Annotated in this window: 15 protein-coding genes; 11 read left to right on the top strand and 4 right to left on the bottom strand. The window is 39.2% G+C overall.

Annotated features, from left to right (window positions below):
* The first annotated feature begins 78 nt into the window (after nucleotides 1–78).
* The gene (locus tag AABJ44_RS11150; protein WP_074642504.1) at nucleotides 79–2085 is read left to right on the top strand and encodes a diguanylate cyclase domain-containing protein; all 2007 of its coding nucleotides are present in this window, start codon (nucleotides 79–81) and stop codon (nucleotides 2083–2085) included.
* Here AABJ44_RS11150 and AABJ44_RS11145 read toward each other — a convergent pair.
* From AABJ44_RS11145 to AABJ44_RS11135, 3 genes are read right to left on the bottom strand one after another with little or no spacing between them, the layout of a single operon-like run.
* The gene (locus tag AABJ44_RS11145; protein ID WP_338369147.1) at nucleotides 2082–3440 is read right to left on the bottom strand and encodes an OmpA family protein; all 1359 of its coding nucleotides are present in this window, start codon (nucleotides 3438–3440) and stop codon (nucleotides 2082–2084) included. The genes AABJ44_RS11150 and AABJ44_RS11145 overlap by 4 nt on opposite strands.
* Before the next feature lie 29 nt (nucleotides 3441–3469).
* Complete coding sequence (locus AABJ44_RS11140) at nucleotides 3470–4702, bottom strand: lytic transglycosylase domain-containing protein (protein WP_338369146.1); 1233 nt, start codon at nucleotides 4700–4702, stop codon at nucleotides 3470–3472.
* Nucleotides 4702–5772 carry a tetratricopeptide repeat protein gene (locus AABJ44_RS11135; protein ID WP_074642509.1) on the bottom strand — a complete coding sequence of 357 codons (1071 nt, stop codon included), beginning with the start codon at nucleotides 5770–5772 and terminating at the stop codon, nucleotides 4702–4704. Before AABJ44_RS11135 ends, AABJ44_RS11140 begins: the two co-directional genes overlap by 1 nt.
* 117 nt (nucleotides 5773–5889) lie before the next feature.
* On the opposite strand from AABJ44_RS11135, the gene AABJ44_RS11130 reads away from it, so the two are divergent.
* From AABJ44_RS11130 to ffh, 9 genes are all read left to right on the top strand, one after another.
* Nucleotides 5890–6513: a hypothetical protein gene (locus AABJ44_RS11130; protein WP_338369145.1), complete on the top strand. Its 624-nt coding sequence runs from the start codon at nucleotides 5890–5892 to the stop codon at nucleotides 6511–6513.
* 12 nt (nucleotides 6514–6525) lie between these two features.
* Complete coding sequence (locus AABJ44_RS11125; RefSeq protein WP_338369144.1) at nucleotides 6526–8298, top strand: tetratricopeptide repeat protein; 1773 nt, start codon at nucleotides 6526–6528, stop codon at nucleotides 8296–8298.
* 116 nt (nucleotides 8299–8414) lie between these two features.
* Nucleotides 8415–8840 (top strand): preprotein translocase subunit YajC, encoded by a 426-nt coding sequence (gene yajC, locus AABJ44_RS11120; protein WP_074642517.1) that lies wholly within the window; start codon nucleotides 8415–8417, stop codon nucleotides 8838–8840.
* 21 nt (nucleotides 8841–8861) lie between these two features.
* Nucleotides 8862–10601 carry a protein translocase subunit SecD gene (gene secD, locus AABJ44_RS11115; RefSeq protein ID WP_338369143.1) on the top strand — a complete coding sequence of 580 codons (1740 nt, stop codon included), beginning with the start codon at nucleotides 8862–8864 and terminating at the stop codon, nucleotides 10599–10601.
* Entirely contained in the window at nucleotides 10598–11815 is a 1218-nt protein-coding gene (gene secF / locus AABJ44_RS11110; RefSeq protein ID WP_338369142.1) for a protein translocase subunit SecF, read from the top strand. Before secD ends, secF begins: the two co-directional genes overlap by 4 nt.
* Nucleotides 11816–12166: 351 nt before the next feature.
* Nucleotides 12167–13036, top strand: coding sequence for a 4-hydroxy-3-methylbut-2-enyl diphosphate reductase (gene ispH, locus AABJ44_RS11105; protein ID WP_338369141.1), 870 nt, complete (start codon nucleotides 12167–12169; stop codon nucleotides 13034–13036).
* A gap of 321 nt (nucleotides 13037–13357) precedes the next feature.
* The gene (gene ndk, locus AABJ44_RS11100; protein ID WP_338369140.1) at nucleotides 13358–13801 is read left to right on the top strand and encodes a nucleoside-diphosphate kinase; all 444 of its coding nucleotides are present in this window, start codon (nucleotides 13358–13360) and stop codon (nucleotides 13799–13801) included.
* Nucleotides 13802–13873: 72 nt separating this feature from the next.
* The gene (locus tag AABJ44_RS11095) at nucleotides 13874–14923 is read left to right on the top strand and encodes an NAD(P)H-dependent glycerol-3-phosphate dehydrogenase (RefSeq protein WP_338369139.1); all 1050 of its coding nucleotides are present in this window, start codon (nucleotides 13874–13876) and stop codon (nucleotides 14921–14923) included.
* A 41-nt stretch (nucleotides 14924–14964) separates the two neighbouring features.
* Nucleotides 14965–16416: a signal recognition particle protein gene (gene ffh, locus AABJ44_RS11090; protein ID WP_074642526.1), complete on the top strand. Its 1452-nt coding sequence runs from the start codon at nucleotides 14965–14967 to the stop codon at nucleotides 16414–16416.
* A 32-nt stretch (nucleotides 16417–16448) separates the two neighbouring features.
* Here the strand turns inward: ffh and AABJ44_RS11085 are convergent, their stop codons facing one another.
* Complete coding sequence (locus AABJ44_RS11085; RefSeq protein WP_074642528.1) at nucleotides 16449–17168, bottom strand: early set domain-containing protein; 720 nt, start codon at nucleotides 17166–17168, stop codon at nucleotides 16449–16451.
* A gap of 277 nt (nucleotides 17169–17445) precedes the next feature.
* On the opposite strand from AABJ44_RS11085, the gene flcA reads away from it, so the two are divergent.
* Nucleotides 17446–21057 carry a periplasmic flagellar collar protein FlcA gene (flcA, locus tag AABJ44_RS11080; RefSeq protein ID WP_338369138.1) on the top strand — a complete coding sequence of 1204 codons (3612 nt, stop codon included), beginning with the start codon at nucleotides 17446–17448 and terminating at the stop codon, nucleotides 21055–21057.
* The last annotated feature ends 8 nt before the right edge of the window (nucleotides 21058–21065 follow it).

Below are 21065 nucleotides of genomic sequence, written 5' to 3'. Positions count from 1 at the left end.
AAAATATAATTAGCCCAAAAATGTAATAAAAAGATTTAAAAATAATTATTTAAAACTTTATTCAAAAGATGAGAGAGTATGAGAATAGGGCTTGTAATAGATTATGTAGTTTCGGAATATGCTGAGCGTATAATCCGGGGTGTTTCGCTCGCCTGTCAGGAAAAAGACGCTGAGCTTGTTGTATTCTCAATTGGTCAAATTCAGAGTATAACCAATGCATTTGACTATCAGAATGTAGCAGTATCTTCCTTTGTATCTTCAAAAAATCTCGATGGTGTAATTTTTATTTCTGGCGCCATCATGCAGTCTCAAAATAAATCAGAAGTTGCTTCGTACATAAAGGCTTTTAAGCCTCTTCCTGTTGCAAATATATCAATGGAAATATCAGGCATTCCTTCAGTTATTGTTGATAATGAGGAAGCTTATGATTCAATTCTTACAGAACTGGTAAAACGACAGAGATGTCACAAATTTGGAATTCTTAGCGTACGGGGAAATTCTTCAGAAATCAAAAATCGTCTCAAAAATATAAAAGCTGCACTTTCAAACCTTGGTGTTAGCGAAGATGATATTTCTGTATGGAAATCAACCTTAAGCTATACTCCGGCTCTTGAAGATCTTCGTGCAATTTATAAAGAAATTGGAGTTTTCGACTATGATACTTTAATCTGTATGAATGATGAAATGGCTTTTGCAGCTATGGATTTCTGCAGTGAAATAGGATTAAAGGTTCCTGATGATGTAATAGTTGTAGGCTTTGACAATCTTATAAATTCTGATACCTGTATACCAACCCTTACTACTATTAAACAGAATTTTGAAGGGCAGGGATATCTTGCAGGAATGAATCTTATTAAAGAGATTTATGGAAAAGCTGCAGATAAGCTATCTGTGATAACTGCAATTCCTGTTATGCGTGAATCCAGCCGGCGTGTTCCTTATGATAAGACTGCTCCTCATGCAAGAAGTTTTGAATTTGAATCTGATGAAAATAAACCTTATTTAAGAACTAACTCTGGTACTGAGTGGTATAGAAAAAAAGGAGAATTCTATCAGACAACAAATTTCTATACACAAATGCAGTCTGATATGACTTATGACCAGCTGCGTAACAGAATCAATGATGATGTCCGTTCTTTTGGAATAACTGCCTGTGCAGTTGTGCTTTATGATAAACCGATTGAAGCTGCAGTTCCTTTTGATTATTTCCATCTTCCAAAAAATGCACATCTTTTTGCAGGTTTTGATAATAAGACTGGTTTTGATTCTACAGTAGAGAAAAAGATAATTAAGTGTAATCCAAAAGAGCAGATGCTTCCTGATGGAATAATCAGTATTGATCATGACGGAGTATTAGTATTTGCTCTTTTCCATAGTACCCTGCAGTATGGATACATTATCCTTCGTCCGGGTAGCTATGACAGTATTATTTATGATCTTTTTGTAAAACTTTTGTCTTCGACAATTGCTTCTGTTTATTCGTTCTCGCTTGCTCATAGTGAAACTTCCCGTGTACGCAAAAAGATTGATGAACTTGATCTTATTGCAAGTACTGATGAGTTGACTGGCCTTTACAACAGACGCGGTTTTTATTCCTATGGCGAGACTACACTCAAATTTGCTAAAGCAATGGGCCAGAGCGGAATAATGCTTTATTGTGATATGGATGGCCTTAAGAAAATAAATGATGATTATGGCCATGAAGAAGGGGATAGGGCAATTATTGCAGAATCAATAATTCTCAAGAGTAATTTCCGTTCCAATGATATTATTGCCCGAATCGGTGGTGATGAGTTTGCAATTCTCTGTCCGGGACTTACAAAGCAGGCTTTAAAACATATTCGTGCACAGATTGATGAAGACTGCCGGATGTGGTCTGGTGGTAATGAAGTAGGATTCTCGCTTTCAATCAGTATGGGCTATGTTGCTTATCCATCTCAAAAAATGGGCTATAAAATTACCCCGCTTTTAAGCGAGGCAGATTCCATTATGTATATGGAAAAGCGTTCTAAAAAATTAAAGAAGGTTGAACAGCTGGTAGAAGTTGTAGAAGAATCTTCAGAAATCTATTCAGAAGATGACTAGTTCCAGTCACGCTGAATATAAGTTGCGCGAGGGCGTGCAATAATTCTTACGCGGCGGTTCTGGGCGCGGCCGGCTTCTGTGTCATTGTCTGCAATCGGCATTGTTCCACCATATCCTTTGTAGGTGAAAATCTTTTCATCAATTCCTTCATCTATAAGTGCAGTCATTACGGTACGTGTTCGTTCGATGGAAAGATTCAACTGGCCTACAGGTTTTCCTACATCGGCAGTGTGTCCTTCAATCAGAATAGAATAGCCTTCATCTTCAAGAATCTCTTTGAGTTTTTCTGCAATCAGTTCAATGCGGCCTTTTTCATCTGGAAGAAGTTCAGGTGAGTCAGGGTAGAAGCGGAGATTTACATCAAACATAAAGCCGATGCTTGTATCTGAGATTGTAACACCAGGAATTTTGTTTTCGTAGAAATATTGTTTTACTGCATCGTATTTTACATAGTAAGCAGGTGTCTTTTCCGGTACAGAAATTTCATAAATCAGGTTGTCCTTATCAAGAAGAATAACAACCTTGCCTTCCTGCAAAAGTTTTATATTTTCTGGAACTGTGAGGATTTTCAGCGCATCGCGGTGCTTAATAACAGGGTCTGTGCGGTTTCGTCCATAAACCTGAGAAGCCTTTATATAAAGCGGATCTGAACCAACTCGGTCTTCGTAATCAGCTACATCATCAGAATAGTGATAGCCTACAACACCCTTTGAAGTGACAATTGATGGTGAAACAATGTTTTTTTCAAAAATGCTGTTCATCTGATCATCCCAGATCTGAGGGAAGAAACAGGCGTAAACTTCACTCTTTACATATTCACCATGCACAGGAAATGCTCCGCGGGCATCAATAATAATTCCGCTGAAAGCTCTTGAAGGAACTGATTCAATCGGCTTTTGAGGATTATAGGCATAATTATGTCGGACAAGGAGTTTGCCTATATCATTTATATTTGTTGTGTTTGTAGTATTTAAGTATTTGAGGTCTTTAGAAAAAACATCCGGAGTTTTGTGTCCACCCATAATAAAACTGTAAACCTGATCAAGAGAGAGGTCTTCGTTAATTACTGCTTCAGAAAGGTCATTCTCTGAGTTCTCAAAAAGAGAAAGCAGCGGCGGCTGAATTAAAGGAAGCATTTTAGATTTTATGTAGGTTGAAGCAACCTTTTTTCCAGACGGCATCTGAATATTTGCTTTATTAGCGTCCAGAGAAATATTTGTGGCGAATTCTTTTGTAATCCAGTTGATAGAGCTGATTGCTTCTATCTTAGTGTCATATTGCTGTGCCGCCTGAGCAGAAAGTGGTGAAAATGCAAAAAGAATAACACCTGCGAGGGCAGTGAACGTTTTGGACATAATAATATACCTCTTCTACAAGTTTCGGCTTATTTTGAGGGAATATAAAGTATTTTTCCAATTTTAAGAATTGCGTTTTCTTTAATACCGTTGAGTTCACAGATTGCAGAAACTGTTGTCTTGTATTTTCTTGAAATTGACCAGAGTGAATCACCGGCAACTACAGTGTACTTAAGAGGGAAATCAACCGGCTTCATGTTTGCCAGTGCATCTTCTGCAGACTCTTTCATGCCAAGCGGAAGTCGGATTTCGCTTGCTTTTGAAGGATGTGTCATTCCAAGAGTGTAGGAAGGATTCAATCTTTTGATTGTTGCAGCATCCATTCTCATTTCCTGTGCAAGCTGATTCAAAGAATAGGCTTTTTTTACGGTAACGTAATCAAAGTTTCCGTTTTTTTCGTTTTCAAGAATTTCGTATTCTTCTTTATGATCCGGAATATCAATTCCGTAATACTGACTGTTGATTGCAAGGTCTGCAATTGCTATAAGCTTTGGAACATAATCTGCAGTCTGTTTTGAAAGATAGCCGTGCTCTGCCAGATACCAGAAATCTTTTACTCCACCGGCCTTTTTAATTGCCCGGTTCATTGCGCCAACCCCGCAGTTATAAGCACCGATTGCCAGTAACCAGTCGTTGAAAATATTATAATTATCTGTGAGCTTTTTAAGGGCCGCATCCGTAGATTTCCACGGATCCAGGCGTTCATCTACAAAATCATTTAGAGTAAGAAACGGCCATACGCTGTTAGCCATAAACTGCCACATGCCGATTGCGCCAGAACGGGATTTTGCATTTGTCTTGTAATTTGATTCTACAACCGGTAAGTATTCAAGCATTTCTGGCATCTGTTTGTCGCTGACGGCTTTACGCACATAAAGGCGGTATTCCATAGCACTTTCAAGATATCCGCGTAATAGAGCACTCCATTTTGGAGAAAGATACATTTTGCGGAAGGCTTCTACCTGAGGCTTTTCAATTTCTTCATCAGAAATAAATGAAAGCGGTGTATGAGTGTGTTTTTCTTCTATTATATTGATTGGAGTTATTTCGGGCAGAAGGGCGGTTTTCAAAAGTTCAAGAAAGGCTTCGTCCTCAACAACCTCTTCTTCTAAAGGTTCTTCTGTAAAAGAAAGGGGCTGGGGGGCAGTGGTTTCTGCGGTTTCGGTACTTTCAGAGTTTTTATCAGGTTCTTCCACTGCGCCATCAGCAAATAATGAGAAACAAACAAGAAGTACAGCAAAGGCAGTGAGTATTTTTTTCATTACAGTTTATTTCCAAGATAAATGCCGGCCCATTCCCAGTTACCGTGAATATCAGGATCAAGAGGGAAGTCTACCTTTCGGAAATACAGATACCATACAGGAACATAACTGTTCCATCCCCAGGTTCTTAAGTAAGCTTCGTTCGGGTTAGAGGCTTCATCAAGAGCATCATTATATCGAATGCGTTTTCCTCTCATCCAGGAATACATTGAGAATTCCTCCTGAGAGTTAGCGTCATTTTCATCCTGCTTCCATGACATAGAGAAGAAGTTTACTTTTGCCTTATAGCGGTCAAGAGCACGCCAGTCATAATTTCTGATAGCTTTCTTAACTGCTTCTTCAAGAGCAGAAAGGCTTTCAAAAGTCCAGTCTTTAGAAGAATTATTAAAGTCTACAAGGTGGCGGGCATTTTTATAAGCATCAGGCTCTCCTGCAATCTGGATTGTAGTTGCATCCGGCTGTTCAAGGAAGAGGGAGTAGGTTTTAAGTGCCTGAGACCACTGACTGTCATTCTGATATTCAAGCGCAAGGCGCAGATAAAGTTCTGTTGTATTTACATTCTGTGGGAAACGGCTTATAAGCTCGTTGAAGTATTTTATTCTGTGAGACGGTGTTTTACTGATCTGAATCAGTTTCTGAAGGCAGATAAAATGTGCAGAATTTCCTTTTATAAGAAGATCCGGACACTGCTGAAGAATACGGTCAAAATAGTATTCTGCAACTGGTTCTGCTCCCTGTGCAAGGTAAGCATCTGCAGTCATCAAAAGCCAGTAAGAGTTATACATATCATCCGGATTATTATCTACCCAATCTGTAAGGAAAAGAATAAGTCCCTGATAATCCTTTTCATCTCGCAGTGTGTCTGCAATCTGCTTAATAAGTGAATATTTCTGCTTTCCATTAAAAGTCTGGGAGTCTAAAAGGCTCTGCAATTCCTGCTGATGGCTTTGAATGGATGCTGATTTTTTATTGTTTCCAGTATTTTTAGTATTTTTACAGGCCGAAAATATAAATAGAATAGTAAAAAAGAATATATATATATAAGGAGTTATTTTTCTTTTTAATATCATATTTTTAAATTTATCATAGTGATTTGTTATTGTAAAGATTAAATTTTACTTGTATTATAGAAAAACAGGATAATTTCAAAATCAGACCTATATTGAATGTTATATTTAGAGGGATAAATGCAGATGAATACTGAAGAAAATATAAGATCAATTTATGTCCTAATAGTTGTTGGAATCCTTCTTGCAATAGGTTGTACACTTGTTGCTTTGTTTAATCCTGTTTCAAAACCCGTTAATATCCTTAATATCATCTTTATAATTGTACAGGCTGGAATTGGACTTGCGACAATTATTATTTCCAGAAAATTTACCAAGAAATTCTTCCATCTGTTTATGGGACTCCTTTATTTAAGCTGGAGTTTGATTTATCTGTTTGCATATACACTTTTCTCTTATTCATTAAAGGAGATGTGGCCGCTGCTTGGTATTTCGGCTGGAATACTCTGGTTTATTGCTGGAAGATTAAAGTATCAGACTTTGAAGTTTGGTTTTCTGATTCCGTCTGTTACTTTGTTTGGAATGGGAGTCTGGTATTCACTTTTCTCATTCGGGGTAATAAGTTTATCATTTAAAACTGTAGCAAGCACTTTAGGACCACTTTTTATGTTACTTGTAGCAGTTTTCCTTGTTTTCTTCTTCTTTTTGCAACAAAAGCATAAAGAACTTGTTTTTCCTGATGAGGAGACTGGAGTTTTTGCGGATGAGGAAGCATCAATTAAATCAGCTTTAGACGACGAATAATCGGTATTAGAAGTGATAAAAACTTTTTGGGGTAAAACTGGAGTTCTCATATTGCTGGCTGCTTTTATTATAAGCAGTCCGGTTTTTTCTGCTTCAAAAAAGAAGAAGAAAACTAAAGAACCTGAACCGGAAAAGATTGAAACTTCCGCTGAAACTCAAACCGAAATAGATGATACTTCATATTCAATTAAACTTCCTACAGGAAAAAATCAGAGAGATTATTTTGCTAAGGTTAATCCTGATGTGTTGAATGGTGTTCAGAACGGCAGCCCTGAATCTATTCGTGAGGCTATGGCACTTATGCGCCAGAAGGGCAGTGAATACGAAGAATGCGAAAAGGTGCTTGCTGTAGTTTCTGCAGAAATCATGAAACTGGTATGGCCTTCTGAAAAGATTACCTGGGATATTCCTGTAGTTTCAGATGAAAATCCTTATACTGGTGCAATCAGTTCTGTTAAACAGGGTGTTTTTGATTCAAGTACCGGTAATGTTGATTTCCTTACTATTCTCTTGCCTGCACTTGTAATTGTAAATAGAGCTTCTGATAATTCAATTTATGAGCCATGTGAAAATGCATTGACTTCAGCTCTTGCTCTTCAGCCGGATTCTGTTCTTGCAAACTATCTGATGGCTATGCTCTGTGAGAGACAGGGAAATTTTGCAAAAGCAGAAAATAATCTTGCGGCTGCTTATGCAGGTTCTCCAAAGACGACAGAAATAAATCTTGCATATTCGAGAATATTACGTGCAAATGGAAAATTGACAGATGCATCAAAGATCTTAAATAAAGTCGATAATTCTTCAAATGATTTGGCTGTGCTAAAGCAGAATGCATATATTTCTTTTGATGCGGGTGATTATGACGCTGCAGAGTTGTATGTTGCAAGAGTAATTCAGCAGACTCCTAATGATCTTGAGTTCCTGCTTTTCCGTGCAAAGATTCTTGTTGAAAAGAAAGATTATATTCATGCTGTTTCTTTGCTTGATGTTTATGCTAGACAGGACAGTAATTCTATAGATTATCTAGTTCTTCGTGCACGCGTTCAGCTTGACTGGAGTAAAAATACAGCAGCCGCTTCTGAGACTGTAGAAAAGGCACTTCAGATGTATCCGGATAATGTTGATGCACTTATGTTTGCAGCCCGTATTTCTTCAGAAACTGATTCTCCTGTTGCCGGCAAATATGCAGATGAACTTGCTGCCCGCGTGCTTGAGAAAAAGCCTGGAAATCAGGAAGCAATGACTTATGCACTGGACGGTCTTATTCACCGTGAAAACTGGCAGGAAGCCTATAAGGCAAGTAAGAATCTTATTTCTCTGGGAAATGTAAGTTCTACTGTTGTTGATAAATATGTCACAGTCTGTATAAAGCTTGGAAAATATAATGAAGCTTATGAATTTGCAAAAGCCCGCTATGATGCAAATCCATCAGATGAAGTTCTGCTTGAAGCCTATATCCTCGCTTACAGCAAGGTAGGTAACAGAGATGCTGTCATTAAGTATATTGATTCATTGATGAACAGTTCGTCTTCAAAAGTAAAAAGTTACCTTTACTATAGAAGAAGTTTTCTCCAGCTTACAGAAGAAAAATCCCTTGCAGATCTTCGTTCAAGTCTGATTGCAAATCCTCGTAACAGCGATGCCCTTTTCCGTCTGTATGAACTTTATTATGCAAAGAAAGATTACCGCAAGGCACAGTATTATCTGCGTCAGGTAGTTGCCATAAATCCTAATGATTCTTCTATTAAAAAGCTGAACGAAGCTTTAACAAAACTCATTCAATAACGTATAAAAATCACTTCTTTTAATGGGAAATTTTACCATTGATTTGTAGAATAAATCGTGTTATAATTTTTAGACTGATTTCATAATCAGATTTTAAAAACAGGATGGAAACTCATATGTCATTTATCCCATTTTTACAGGCAGGAGCAGCAGGCAGCGCTTCTACATCATCGTCACTTGTAGGCAGCCTTCTTCCTTTTCTGCTTATTATCGTTATTTTTTATCTCTTTTTGATTCGTCCACAGAACAAAAAGCAGAAAGAAACTCAAAAAATGCTTGATGCATTGAAGAAGGGTGACAAAGTAATCACAATTGGAGGAATCCACGGAACTGTATCTTCTGTTAAAGAAAATACTGTAATCGTAAAAGTTGATGATGACTGTAAACTTGAATTCAACCGCACAGCAATTTCTTCTGTAGAACTTACTGAAGAAGAAAAAGCAAAACTTGCTGAAGAAGCAAAAAACAAAAAACTTTTCAAAGGTAAAAAATCTTCAGATCTCGAAAAGGCAAAAAAAGCTGAAGACGCTGAAGAAAAATAAATAATTGGAGTTTATAATAAAATGAACAAGAGAACTCGTTTATTGGTTCTGCTGGCTGTTTTAGCTCTTTGTTTCGTTTTCCTCTGGCCTTCAATCAGCTGGTATGGAAGAACACCAAAGGAAATGCAGCAGCTTGCTTTAGGTTCAACAGAAAATATTAAGAATTATGCTGAACTCAAAGCCGCAGAAGATGTACGCGCAATTAAAAAAATGGATTTGTCAGCAACACTTACTGACGAATATGCTTGGCTTAAGAAAGATGTAAACAAGAGATACAAGACTCTTGATAAGAAAGCTCCTTCAGAGCTTACATGGAAAGATGTTCTTTCTGCTTATGACAGTGAACTTGATTTTTTGACTGTTTTCCAGACTCGTTATCGCGAGCAGATTCTTAAAGCTAAAAAGTATTATGAAAATTCTGTAAAGCTTGGACTTGACCTCTCAGGTGGTATGAATATTATCGTAAAGGCTGATCTTGATGCAGCTCTTGCTTCTATGGGTGATGCAGTTGCTTCAGAAAATGCATCTGATTTCAAGAAAGAAGCAATGGCTAATGCTATTGAAAACCTTTCAAGCCGTATCGACAAGTTTGGTCTTACTTCTCCTGTTATCCGCCAGCAGGGCGATGACAGAATCTACATCGAAATTCCTGGTGCTGCTCAGGCAGACGCAATCAATACATTGATTATGGGTAAGGGTATTTTGAACTTCCGTCTCGTTGATACAGAAGCAACAAATGCCTTCAAAGCATACTATGCTCAGAACCCTGCAAATACCTTCAATGCTCTTGGCGAATTGATGGACCCATCTGTAATTCCTGATGACTGTGAAGTTTTCGGAGAATATAGAAAAGATGAATATGGTCTTGATGAACGCTATGACTGGGTTGTTGTAAAGAAGGAAATCGCTCTTGATGGTCAGCATGTTAAATCTGCTATCGTTGGTTCAGATGAATTCACAAACCAGCCTGAAGTTCACTTCAACCTCGACAGCGAAGGTGCTGTAATTTTTGGTGATTTCACAGGTGCTCATGTTGGTGATAATCTTGCAATCGTAAGTGATAACAAGGTTAAATCTAACGCTCGTATTCAGACAGCTATCACAGGTGGTTCAGTATCACTTTCTGGTGGTTTCAGCTACGAAGAAGCAGACAATATTAAGAAGGTTCTTCAGACAGCCTGGCTTAACGTTCCTCTCGAGGTAGAAAGTCAGCAGGTTATCGGAGCTTCACTTGGTGAAGATTCAATCCGTTCTGGTGCAAAGGCTATCCTTCTTGGTCTTGGTCTCATCCTTATCTTCATGTTGATTTACTACAAGGCTTCTGGTATTAACGCTGTTGTTGCACAGGTTTTGAACCTCTTTATGATGTTCTCTATCCTTTCTGCTTTCAACCTTACTCTTACACTTTCATCAATTGCCGGTATGATTCTTACAATCGGTATGGCCGTTGATGCTAACGTACTTATTTTTGAACGTATCAAAGAAGAGCTTCGTCAGGGTAAGAGCCGTCCAGCTGCTATTGCAATGGGATTTGACAATGCATTCTGGGCTATTATGGACTCTAACATTACAACATTCATCGCTGCAATCTTCTTGAGTCAGCTTGGAACTGGTTCTATCCAGGGATTCGCTGTATCTCTTGCAATTGGTGTTGTTTCATCTGTATTCACAGCTCTCTTCGTATCACGTCTTATGTTCGACTTCGATACAGAGGTTCTCCATGCTAAGAAAGTAAGCATTGGTTGGGGGATTAAACAATGAAAAAGACATTAAACTTTAATAAGGGATTTATCCCAGCTGCTATTTTCAGTTGTGTAATCATCGCACTTGGTATTGTTGGTTTCTTTGTAAAAGGAATCAATCTTGGTCTTGATTTCCGTCCAGGTCTTATTGAGGAAGTTCGTGTAGCAAATCCTGTTGCCGAAATTACTTATAATGGTGCTGCAAAAGTATCTATGGATCTTTCTGCTGGTCAGATGGATATCATCATTTCTGGTACTGGTGCTGACAACGAAACTCGTTCTATCAACTTTGCTGTTGCAAAGACAGTTGCAGATGTTGCTGCTGAAGTAAACAAAATCAGCAATGTTACAATGACTGTAAAGAACGGTTCATATGATTCTACAAAATTGTTCTTGAACTCTGCTGTTACAAATCAGCTTTCAACTACACCTATCTATATCTATCCTGCAGGAACTTCTGAAGTTACTACAAATGATATTCGTAACGCTCTTGGAGAAGCTGGTGGAAACATCAAACAGCTTGGTACTGGAGCTGATGCTTCTTATCAGATTCGTATGGGTGTTAGCGAAGGTGATGCACAGAACGAGATTCAGACTTCTATCAATGAAAAGCTCTTTAAGGCTTTTGGAAAAGAGAAGGTTGCTATCGTAAAGACAGACTTCATTGGTGCTGGTATGTCAAAGAACACAACAATTAAGTCTATCATCATGTTCATTGCTGTAGTTGGACTTATCTGGCTCTATGCAACAATCCGCTTCCACTGGGACTTCGCTCTCGGTTCGGTAATTGCTTTGCTTCACGATACATTGATTATGTTCACATTCATCATCTGGACTCAGATTGAATTCTCAACAACTGTTCTTGCAGCTGTTCTTACAATCGTAGGTTACTCTATCAACGCTACTGTCGTAATTCTCGACCGCGTTCGCTATAACCTCAAGATGATGCCAGAAGCTAAGACTTTCAATGAGATTTTGAACAAGTCTCTTTCTGATACATTCACACGTTCTGTTTTGACAACTATTACAACATTGTTCGCTGTTGTTTCTCTGTTCGTATTCACAACAGGAAGCATCAAGGACTTCTCACTTGCAATGATTGTCGGATTGATTTGTGGTATGTACTCATCAATCTTCATTTCAAGCGCATTCATCAGTGCTTCAAGAAAGAACTGGAAACCAGAATTTGGTGTTCACCATTCTCTTAAGCATGTAAGAGCGGATGAAGAATAGTCTAAACTAAAATAATTTAAAGCCCTGTTCTAAAAAGAGCAGGGCTTTTTTATTTAACGAAATCTCTTCGAGGAGAGAAAAATAAAGAATTGTACTCGCAATAGACTATTTAATAGTTATATTGGCTTCTGGTCTCGTATTTACAGGTCAAAAACGCGCAATATTGCGCTTGACGTTGTTTGTGGTATAGAAACTATTATACTGCCGCTCTCGCGGCAGCCACAAACAAAGTCATTTTGCCCTGCAAATCCGCTCCCTCGCGCCAAAATTTGATTACTTCTTTAATACGGAACGTAAGCTGCTTTTTTTTCTCTCCTCGACATTTTGTGTGGAAATGTGTATTCTGCTCTTATGGAAATTGTACGTGCTTCTGTTTTAGGATTTTGCTTTGGTGTTCGCCGTGCTGTTGAGTTGGCGGAGAAGGCGTTAGCTGAAAATAAAGATAAAACTGTATATTCTCTTGGACCTCTTATTCATAACGAAAACGCATTGCGTGCTCTAAGTGCTAAAGGCTTAATTACCGTTGATGAACAGCAGGTAGGGGAGATTCCTTCAGAATCTGTAGTAATCATCCGTGCACACGGAGTTGCTCCTTCTGTTACAGATGCCTTAGAAGCTAAAAAATGTACAATCATAGATGCTACCTGTCCACGCGTAAAAGCCAGTCAGAAAATGGTAGAACGTTATTCAAATCAGAATGATTATGTAGTACTTACAGGCGACAGAAATCACGGTGAAGTAATAGGAATAGCCGGCTACGCAGGCGAAAACTTCAGCCAGATTCAGGACTATACCGAAGCCGAGTCTTTTGACATTAAAGATTCAGAAAACAAAAACGTAATTCTTTTAAGCCAGACTACTTACAGTCCAAAAGAGTTCGAAAAAATAGAATCATTGTTCCGTTCAAAATTCAAAAATCTTGCAGTGATGAACACTATCTGTCCCGCTACCAGTGAACGTCAGGAAGCATTGCTCGAATTGTGCAAAAAAGTAGATGGCGTAATCGTTATCGGTGGCAAGAACTCCGCAAATACCAAACGCCTCTATCAGACTGCTGCAGCCAACTGCAAGCAAGCCATTCACGTCCAAACCACCGCCGAAATCCCCTCAGATTTTTATAAACTAAACACCATAGGAATAACCGCCGGCGCCTCCACCCCTGACTCTATTATAGATGAAGTCGAGCGACTATTAAAAGCAGGCGTTGCTGGCGGCGTTTGAGCCCGCTGGGTGGGGTAGGACGCAATGAAATGCGTCCGTAGGTCGGGACTCCGCCCTCTTTTCCGTCGTCTTTTTATGTTTATATAGGAAGAATATAATTGTAAATAACACTGAATTTGAAAACAACAAAAACGCGGAGCCGGAAACACGCCCGTGAAACATTTGTTGCCGATACAGAAAATACGTGCCTCGCAGTAATTACAGAGCGAAGCGACGAGGCAACTCGGTTTCACGGGATGTTTCCGGCTCCGCGTTTTTGTTGTTTTCAAGATTTCGTTATATATTGAACAGACTCACTTCTTCCTATATAATCATAATATTATGAGTAGATGTTTCACAATGTTAAAACCCGGCGTAATCAACCGCCGTTTAGTAGGCGAAGTTATTGAGCGCCTTGAAAAGAAAGGATTCAAACTTGTTGGTTTGAAGATGATGCACGTTAGCGAAGATCTCGCTGGTAAACACTATGCAGAGCATGATGGAAAACCTTTCTACAATGATTTAGTTAGTTATGTTACATCAGGTCCTGTAATTGCAATGGTATGGCAGGCTGATGACTGTGTAACTCTTATGAGAAAAGTAGTAGGTGCTACAAAGCCTACTGAAGCAATCCCAGGAACAATCCGTGGTGATTACTGTATTCACACAGACAGAAATATTATCCATGCTTCAGACAGTGATGAAAGCGCAGAGCGCGAAATCAATCTCTGGTTCAAGCCAGAAGAACTCTATGACTGGGCTGACTGCGAGGATGGCTGGTACTAGCCTAAAATACGCCTCAGAGCGAAGGCTGTGCCTGAGCGATAAATTGGGAATGTTTTGTAGTAGGAAAGATATATGTCTGAGAAAACAGTAGGTGTAATCGGTGGTGGTGCATGGGGAACCGGACTTGCACAGGCTCTCGCACGTGGTGGTCATAAGGTTCAGATCTGGGCCTTTGAAAAAGAAGTCGCTGATCAGATTAACAACGAACATGAAAATAAACAGTTTCTTCCTGGTTATAAACTGGAAGATTCAATCACCTGTTCAAATGATATTACTGAAGTTGCAACTGGAAAAGAGTTTCTGATTATTGCTTCTCCATCACTTTTTCTGGCTAAGACTATTTCACAGATAGTTAATGTTCCAAATATTGCAGACGGTTCTACAGTTATAACTGCAGTTACAAAAGGTTTCGTGCCTTCTGCAGAAGGTCCAAAGCTGATTCTTGAAACAATGGAATCAGTTCTTCCAGAAGTATATAAGGACTGCACTGTATATGTTGCAGGTCCTAGTCATGCAGAAGAAGTTGCAATGGGTAAACTTACAGGTCTCGTTGCGGCTTCTCTTAATCCAAAGAATTCTATTCGTGTACGTGAGCTTCTGAAGGTTCCAGGACTTATGGTATTCTCAAGTTTTGACGTAATTGGCGTTCAGATTTGTGCTGCTGCTAAAAACGTTGTTGCTGCTGTTTATGGTGCTGTTGATGCTATGGCAGAAACTTCAGATGTTTTTGGTGACAATGCAGAAAGCCTTCTTCTTGCTGCAGGATTAAATGAAATTCAGACTTTAGGTTTTGCAATGGGTGCAACTCATGCAGAAACCTTTACTTCAATTTCTGGAGTTGGTGACCTTGATGTTACTTGTAAGAGTAAGTATGGTCGAAACCGTCGTTTTGGACAGGACATAATTAAAACAGATATGCTTTCTAAGTTTAAAGATATTGATGATTTGATTGCTAATGTATCAAAGATTGGATATCTTCCTGAGGGAGCAATTGCCTGTAAATACGTTCATGAAATTGCAAAGAAAAAAGATTTGAAACTTCCTATTTGTGATGCACTTTATAAGGTGCTTAACAAAGAAGCTACTGCTCTGGGAATTTTAAAAAATTTAATCAGTATGTAAATCAGAGTGGGAATAATCGAGCAACTTATTGAGGTTTAAGAATGTTAGAGAAAATTACTGGTACTTTCAGCGGAATTGTTAAGAAGCTGAGTGGAAAATCTACAATCACAGAAAAGAACATTGAGGATGCTGTTGAAGAAATTAAAATGGCACTCCTTGAGGCCGATGTAAATCTTCGTGTTGTACGCCGCTTTGTTAATTCAACTATTGAAGAAGCAAAGGGAGAAAAAGTTCTTAAGTCTGTAGATCCAGGCCAGCAGTTTACAAAAATCATCTATGACAAGATGGTTTCAATGCTTGGAGATACCAAGGTTGATCTACATCTTAAAGGACCAGATACTCAGTCTGTAATTTTGATGCTCGGTCTTCAGGGTGCCGGTAAAACTACCGCTGCCCATAAGCTTGCAGCGCGCCTTTTGAAAGAGGGAAGAAAGCCACTTCTTGCAGCCTGTGACTTAGTACGTCCAGCGGCTGTAGAACAGCTTTCTCAGCTCGGCGAAAAAATTGGTGTTCCTGTTTACAAAGAAGATTCTAAAAATGCCGTAAAGAATGCAGAAGATGCAATTTCTTTTGCACGCAAAAACGGTTACGATACAATTATTATCGATACTGCCGGTCGTCTTCAGATTGATGAAGAGATGATGGCTGAGCTCGTAAAAATCAAAAAGGCAACTGGCCCTGTAGAGGTGCTTCTTGTTGCCGACGCGATGACTGGTCAGAACGCAGTTGATATTGCAAAGACATTTGACGAGCAGCTTGGACTTACCGGTGTAATCCTTACAAAGTTCGATTCAGATGCCCGCGGTGGTGCGGCTCTTTCTCTTAAAACAATTACAGGTAAACCAATTCTCTTTATTGGTACCGGTGAAAAAACAGAAGATTTTGAAGTTTTCCATCCTGAACGAATTGCTTCTCGTATCCTTGGTATGGGAGACGTTGTATCTCTCGTTGAAAAGGCTCAGGAAACTGTTGATGCCGAAGCTGCCCTTAAAATGCAGAAGAAACTTCAGCGCAATGAGTTTACTCTTCAGGATTATCTTGAACAGTTCCAGCAGGTTAAGAAGATGGGCAGCATGCAGTCTATCATCGACATGATTCCTGGAATGAGCGGAATGGACGCGTCTCAGATGGACCTTTCAAGCATGAAGAAAAACGAAGCCATCATTCAGAGTATGACTTATAAAGAGCGTCTGAACCATCTTATTATTGGTCCTAGCCGTCGTAAGCGAATTGCAAAGGGTAGTGGTACTTCTGTTGCAGATGTAAACAAACTCTTAAAGCAGTTTGAAAAGACAAAGCTTATGATGAAGAAAGTAAGCCGTAACAAAGGAATGCAGGGTAAGATGATGAATCAGCTCGGCCTTGATCCAAGTATGATGGGCGGTATGGGAGGTCTCGGTGGAGCCGGTGGTCTTCCAGGTGGATTAGATCCAAGCGCCCTCAAAGGTATGGACATGAAAAAACTGATGGAAATGGCTAAGAAGTTCAGATAAATAAAAATCGGCAGGTCAACCTGCCGATTTTTTTACTTAACAGTCAGTACACTGGCGCTTCGGCCGTCATGTGTATAAATCTTCTGTGGATTTGTGTTATCTAGTACCGGTGTTAAACCAATATAGTAGTTGTAATAATATTTTCCGGCCGGAAGCGGTAATTCAAGTTCATAAAGCCCTGGTGCAGTTTCGACCATTTCGTAAATCCATGGATCCCAGTTTGTAAAAGTTCCTGCAAGATTTACTTTCTGTCCTGTTTCTCCCTTGTAAATAAAGTGTGCATAGTCGTTCTTTGGAGATTCTGTATACACATTTATGCTTCCAAGATTATCCAGCTTAGAAAAATACAGATTTACATTCTGGTCATATTCTTTGTTTGGATTCAGAGGGTCTGTTGTCCACAGCCCGTCGAAAACAAGTCGATATCTTAGTTCTGTAAACTTATGCTGTCGTTTGTAAACGTAGAACATATGTTTACGGCTGACTTTTTCTTCATCATCTTTCTGGGTGAGAATCTGAAACGGATGAATTACCTTGTATTCTTCAAAATCAAAAGCAATTCCAACAAAGCGATGCTTTGTATCCGCTGTGAAAATAATATAGTCGTCGGTGACTACGGGAGCCCCCGGCTTGTCAATTCCATGCAAAAGTGTATCAAGCTCAAAATTCTGATAATTTGTTATCTCAGCGGCAAACAACGGCGCTACCAAAAGCCCCATCCCCGCAATCAAGAGTAAAATAAGCTTTTTCATACTCTGATTATCGGAATCTGAGACGGGGAGTTTAGTGAAAGTAAATACAAGTATAATATTGATTCTGTGATTATGATTTTAGTTTAGATTTTTCGGAATATTGCAAAGATATACGGTTTTGATATTTTTATTCCCGCGAGCGGGAATAAAAATATAAGATTTCGTTGTTTTTCTTATTTATTATATTTCTCTTAAGTCAAAACAAAAATCATCCGTTCATATAAGAAGTATATTATACTTGTAATTTACAAGGGTTGTGGGGTAAAATTAAAGTAGTATGCCAGGATTAAGTCAGCTAAAAAAATTCAGCAGTGATCTTCTTTCACTAGGTGACGAGATAAATCTCCGAGCCATCCGTGGTGAAAAGCCTGTAAAAATTGAGATTCCAAAAGAAATTGAAGATAAAAACGACTCAGAAGACTTTGTTCTTGGTATGCCTGAGATTGAGGTAGAGGTTGATACATCTTCAGCAGATGAAGACCTTTCAGATTTAACTGCCCTTGTAAATCCAACAGCATCTACAGATAAATCCAAAGAAAACGAGCCAACCCCAAGTTTTGAAGCTCCGGATATGTCTGCACTTTTGAATCCGGTTGTAACAGAAACAGCTTCTGATGATGCAGGAATGCCGGATCTTTCAATGTTTGATGAGCCGGAAGAAGAACCGGAAGAAATCATTGAAGAAGAACCTGAAGAAGTTTCAATTGCCGATATGGGCCTTGATGCTCTGCTTGCTGGCGGTGGTTTTGACGAACCGGAAGAATCACCTGAGAAAGAGGAATCTTCTGAAGATGCAGAGCCTGAAATTGATTTAGATAATTTTGAAGATATTCCAGATTTAGATGATATTGGAACACAGCCGGAACTTGAGTCAGAGACTATCCCTGAAGCAGAACCAGAAGCTCTTGACGATGCAGAACCTTTAGAAGAACCTGAAGCTTTAGATGATATTGCGCCTTTAGATGAGCCTGAAGCTTTAGGCGAGCCTGAGGCTTTAGACGATATGGAGCCTTTAGAGGAACCTCAGTCTGATTCATTTGAAGAGGCTGCTTCTCAGGAAGACTTTAGCGATGCGCTTCCTGCCGGCGATTTTGATTTTGATATGCCAGATCTCCCGGAGACAGACAGCTCGGAAACAGCTTCAGAATCAGAAGCTCTTCCTGCTGACGATTTTGATTCATTACCTTCTGATAATTTTGATGAAGATGAACCGGAATCTTTTGAATCTGAAACTCCTGCAACAGAAACTTCTTCTTCAGATGGCCTGGAATCTTTTGATTTACCGGATATTTCAGATATTACAGAGCCTGCGGCTGATTCTATAACAGAAGATACAGCTTCAGAGGAAAGCTCTTCAAACGGATCAATTGGTCTTGAAGAACTTGGAAATCTTGATTTTGATGCTCCTGATAATGCTGCTACAGCAGAAGAAACTTCAGAAGAAGACAGTGGAATTCCTGCCGGACTTTTTGATGCCGGAGATTTTGATTTAGCTGGTGATACAGGTTCAGCTTCAACAGAGTTTTCTGCTGAAGACGAAATTCCTGATTTTGATGATACTGCCGGACTTGATGATGAACCTTCTGATTCAGAATCAGAAGGTGAAGAAAATACTCCTCTTGAAGTTTTCGATACTTCCGAAATGGAAGGAATGGACTTTGGTATCCAGGATACTGATTCCCAGATAAGTGCAGGTGGAGACGGAGACTTTGAATTTGGTTCTCACGACGACTTTGCAATGGAAGGCGAATTTGAGATTCCTGGTTTCTCAGATGTTACAACAGCCAAAGAAGAAAAAGGTTCAAAAACTAAGCTTGTAAGCAGTAAGGATAAGCCTAAGGGAAGAGGAAGAAGAGCAAAGGATCTTCCGGTAGCAGATTTTTCTGGCGCAGAAGAAGCAGAAGAACTGCCACCAAATACTCTTTCAGACGAACAGTATAAAATCTTCCTTGCAAATCTTGCTGAATATCCGCTGAACGTGCGTCTTGCATTTGAAGACTTTATTGTTCAGGATGAATTTACAGATGATGCTGAATTCGAAATCATAGAAAAGATTCTCAACAAAGCACCTGCACGCCAGGTAGCCGGTATGCTTGAGAAGATGCTCGATACTTCTATTCCGATTCCACGTGACTTTGAGCACAGAACTGCAGCAGAATATGAAGCATATAAGAAGTCTCTTTCATATCAGCTTAGAAACAAGATTATTCCGGGAATTCTCCTTGGACTTCTTCTTACAATTGTAGGCTGGGGACTCATTAAATTTACAGATTACTGTATTTACAGACCAATAAAAGCTAATTCCCTCTATAAACAGGGATATGCTTTACTTCAGGCAGATGAATATCCTCAGGCAGAAATGCGTTTTGAGGAAGCTGTTAAGAAACGAATAAATAAGAAGTGGTTCTTCCGCTATGCCCGCGGCTACCGTGAACATAAGCAGTATCAGCGTGCTGGAAAGATGTATCAGAATATTCTTTTCTTCTTTAAGCATGATAAGATGGCTGGTCTTGAATATGCTGATATGGAACTCAATGACCTTGCAAATTATGAACGTGCAGAAGAAATAGTACGCCGTGAAGTTCTTGATTATCATATAAATGATGCAGATGGTATCTTGAAACTTGGTGATGTATTCCTGGAGTGGGGTACAGAAAAAGATCCTGCAAAGCTTGAACTTGCACGCGAGCAGTATGCAAACCTTATTCAGCTTTATAAACCTACAGACCTCTATATGTCGCGCATGATGCGTTACTTTATCCGTACAGATAATCTGCGTGAAGTAATTCAGATGCAGAAAAACTTTGAAAAGCGCGAGAAGTCTCTTGGTTCAGAAGACTGGACAGAACTCAGCGGTTACCTTCTCGACAAGTATTATGGAGATCTTGCTCCATCAGAAGAATATCTGCGTTATGAAATCGAAGGTCTCCGTGGACTTCTTTTAAGGGCCGTTAAGACAAATCCAAATAACCCGATTGCTCAGTACAATCTTGCAAAATACTTCCTCAAGACAAATGAAACAGCTTCTATTGAAGCAACACTTCAGAGAGCTATTGAAAAGTTCAACACAGTACCTTCAATGAAGAAGCGCGAACTTTACAAGTACATAGATTCATATCGTCTTCTTGGTGAGCATTATATTGGTACAAACGATTATCTTCAGGCTCAGGAGCAGTTTGCAGAAGGTATTTCTTTGTTTACAACTGAGCGTGATAATGCAGGCTTTGAAGGAACTCCAGGAATCGGAAAGTTATACGAGGATATGGGAAATATCAAGTATACCATTTCCGGCGACTATGATGACGCTCTGTTTAATTACAAGTATTCAGTTGAACTTGAAAACGATAATCCTTCTATCCGTTATAGAATTGGTTATATTCAGTATAAGAAAAAGAATTATATGGAAGCTTTAGGCGCATTTATGAAGTCTGGAGATGGAAATATAAAAGAAAGAAATCTCATGCTCGCTATGGCAAATACTCTTTATCTTCGTGGTGATGAGTATGCGGCGCAGGGATATTACGATCAGCTGCTTGATGAGCTTGAGGCAGAGGTTATAGAAACAGGTCTTGTACTTCCTCAGGCAAATGTAAAGGATTATGATTTAATCAATACATATCTTTACGCAGCAAATAACTACGGTGTTACACTGTATAAACTTGCAAAGAGAACTGGTAATTCAGCTCTGAATGCACAGGCTATTGTACAGTTGAGCCAGTCAGTTCGTGCATGGGATGCTCTTACCCGTAATCAGGAAACAATGCTTCGTCTTGAAGGCAGCAATCTTGCTGAACAGAATATTAAATATATTACACATCCAATTCCGGAGTTTGAGCCATCTATCTATACTGACATTTCAAAGACACTGCTTGATAATGAGCGTCTTTAGAGTGTAGG

The organism is Treponema bryantii (assembly GCF_036492245.1).
In the GTDB taxonomy this organism is placed as follows: domain Bacteria; phylum Spirochaetota; class Spirochaetia; order Treponematales; family Treponemataceae; genus Treponema_D; species Treponema_D bryantii_C.
Note: the sequence above shows the minus strand (reverse complement) of the source record. Positions and strands in the feature narration are given on the sequence as shown.

Bases quoted from the DNA above. Each gene is read 5' to 3' on its own strand.
- AABJ44_RS11150 (WP_074642504.1), top strand. From the start codon at position 79: ATGAGAATAGGGCTTGTAATAGATTATGTAGTTTCGGAATATGCTGAG.
- AABJ44_RS11145 (WP_338369147.1), bottom strand. From the start codon at position 3,440: ATGTCCAAAACGTTCACTGCCCTCGCAGGTGTTATTCTTTTTGCATTT.
- AABJ44_RS11140 (WP_338369146.1), bottom strand. From the start codon at position 4,702: ATGAAAAAAATACTCACTGCCTTTGCTGTACTTCTTGTTTGTTTCTCA.
- AABJ44_RS11135 (WP_074642509.1), bottom strand. From the start codon at position 5,772: ATGATATTAAAAAGAAAAATAACTCCTTATATATATATATTCTTTTTT.
- AABJ44_RS11130 (WP_338369145.1), top strand. From the start codon at position 5,890: ATGCAGATGAATACTGAAGAAAATATAAGATCAATTTATGTCCTAATA.
- yajC (WP_074642517.1), top strand. From the start codon at position 8,415: ATGTCATTTATCCCATTTTTACAGGCAGGAGCAGCAGGCAGCGCTTCT.
- secD (WP_338369143.1), top strand. From the start codon at position 8,862: ATGAACAAGAGAACTCGTTTATTGGTTCTGCTGGCTGTTTTAGCTCTT.
- secF (WP_338369142.1), top strand. From the start codon at position 10,598: ATGAAAAAGACATTAAACTTTAATAAGGGATTTATCCCAGCTGCTATT.
- ispH (WP_338369141.1), top strand. From the start codon at position 12,167: ATGGAAATTGTACGTGCTTCTGTTTTAGGATTTTGCTTTGGTGTTCGC.
- ndk (WP_338369140.1), top strand. From the start codon at position 13,358: ATGAGTAGATGTTTCACAATGTTAAAACCCGGCGTAATCAACCGCCGT.
- AABJ44_RS11095 (WP_338369139.1), top strand. From the start codon at position 13,874: ATGTCTGAGAAAACAGTAGGTGTAATCGGTGGTGGTGCATGGGGAACC.
- ffh (WP_074642526.1), top strand. From the start codon at position 14,965: ATGTTAGAGAAAATTACTGGTACTTTCAGCGGAATTGTTAAGAAGCTG.
- AABJ44_RS11085 (WP_074642528.1), bottom strand. From the start codon at position 17,168: ATGAAAAAGCTTATTTTACTCTTGATTGCGGGGATGGGGCTTTTGGTA.
- flcA (WP_338369138.1), top strand. From the start codon at position 17,446: ATGCCAGGATTAAGTCAGCTAAAAAAATTCAGCAGTGATCTTCTTTCA.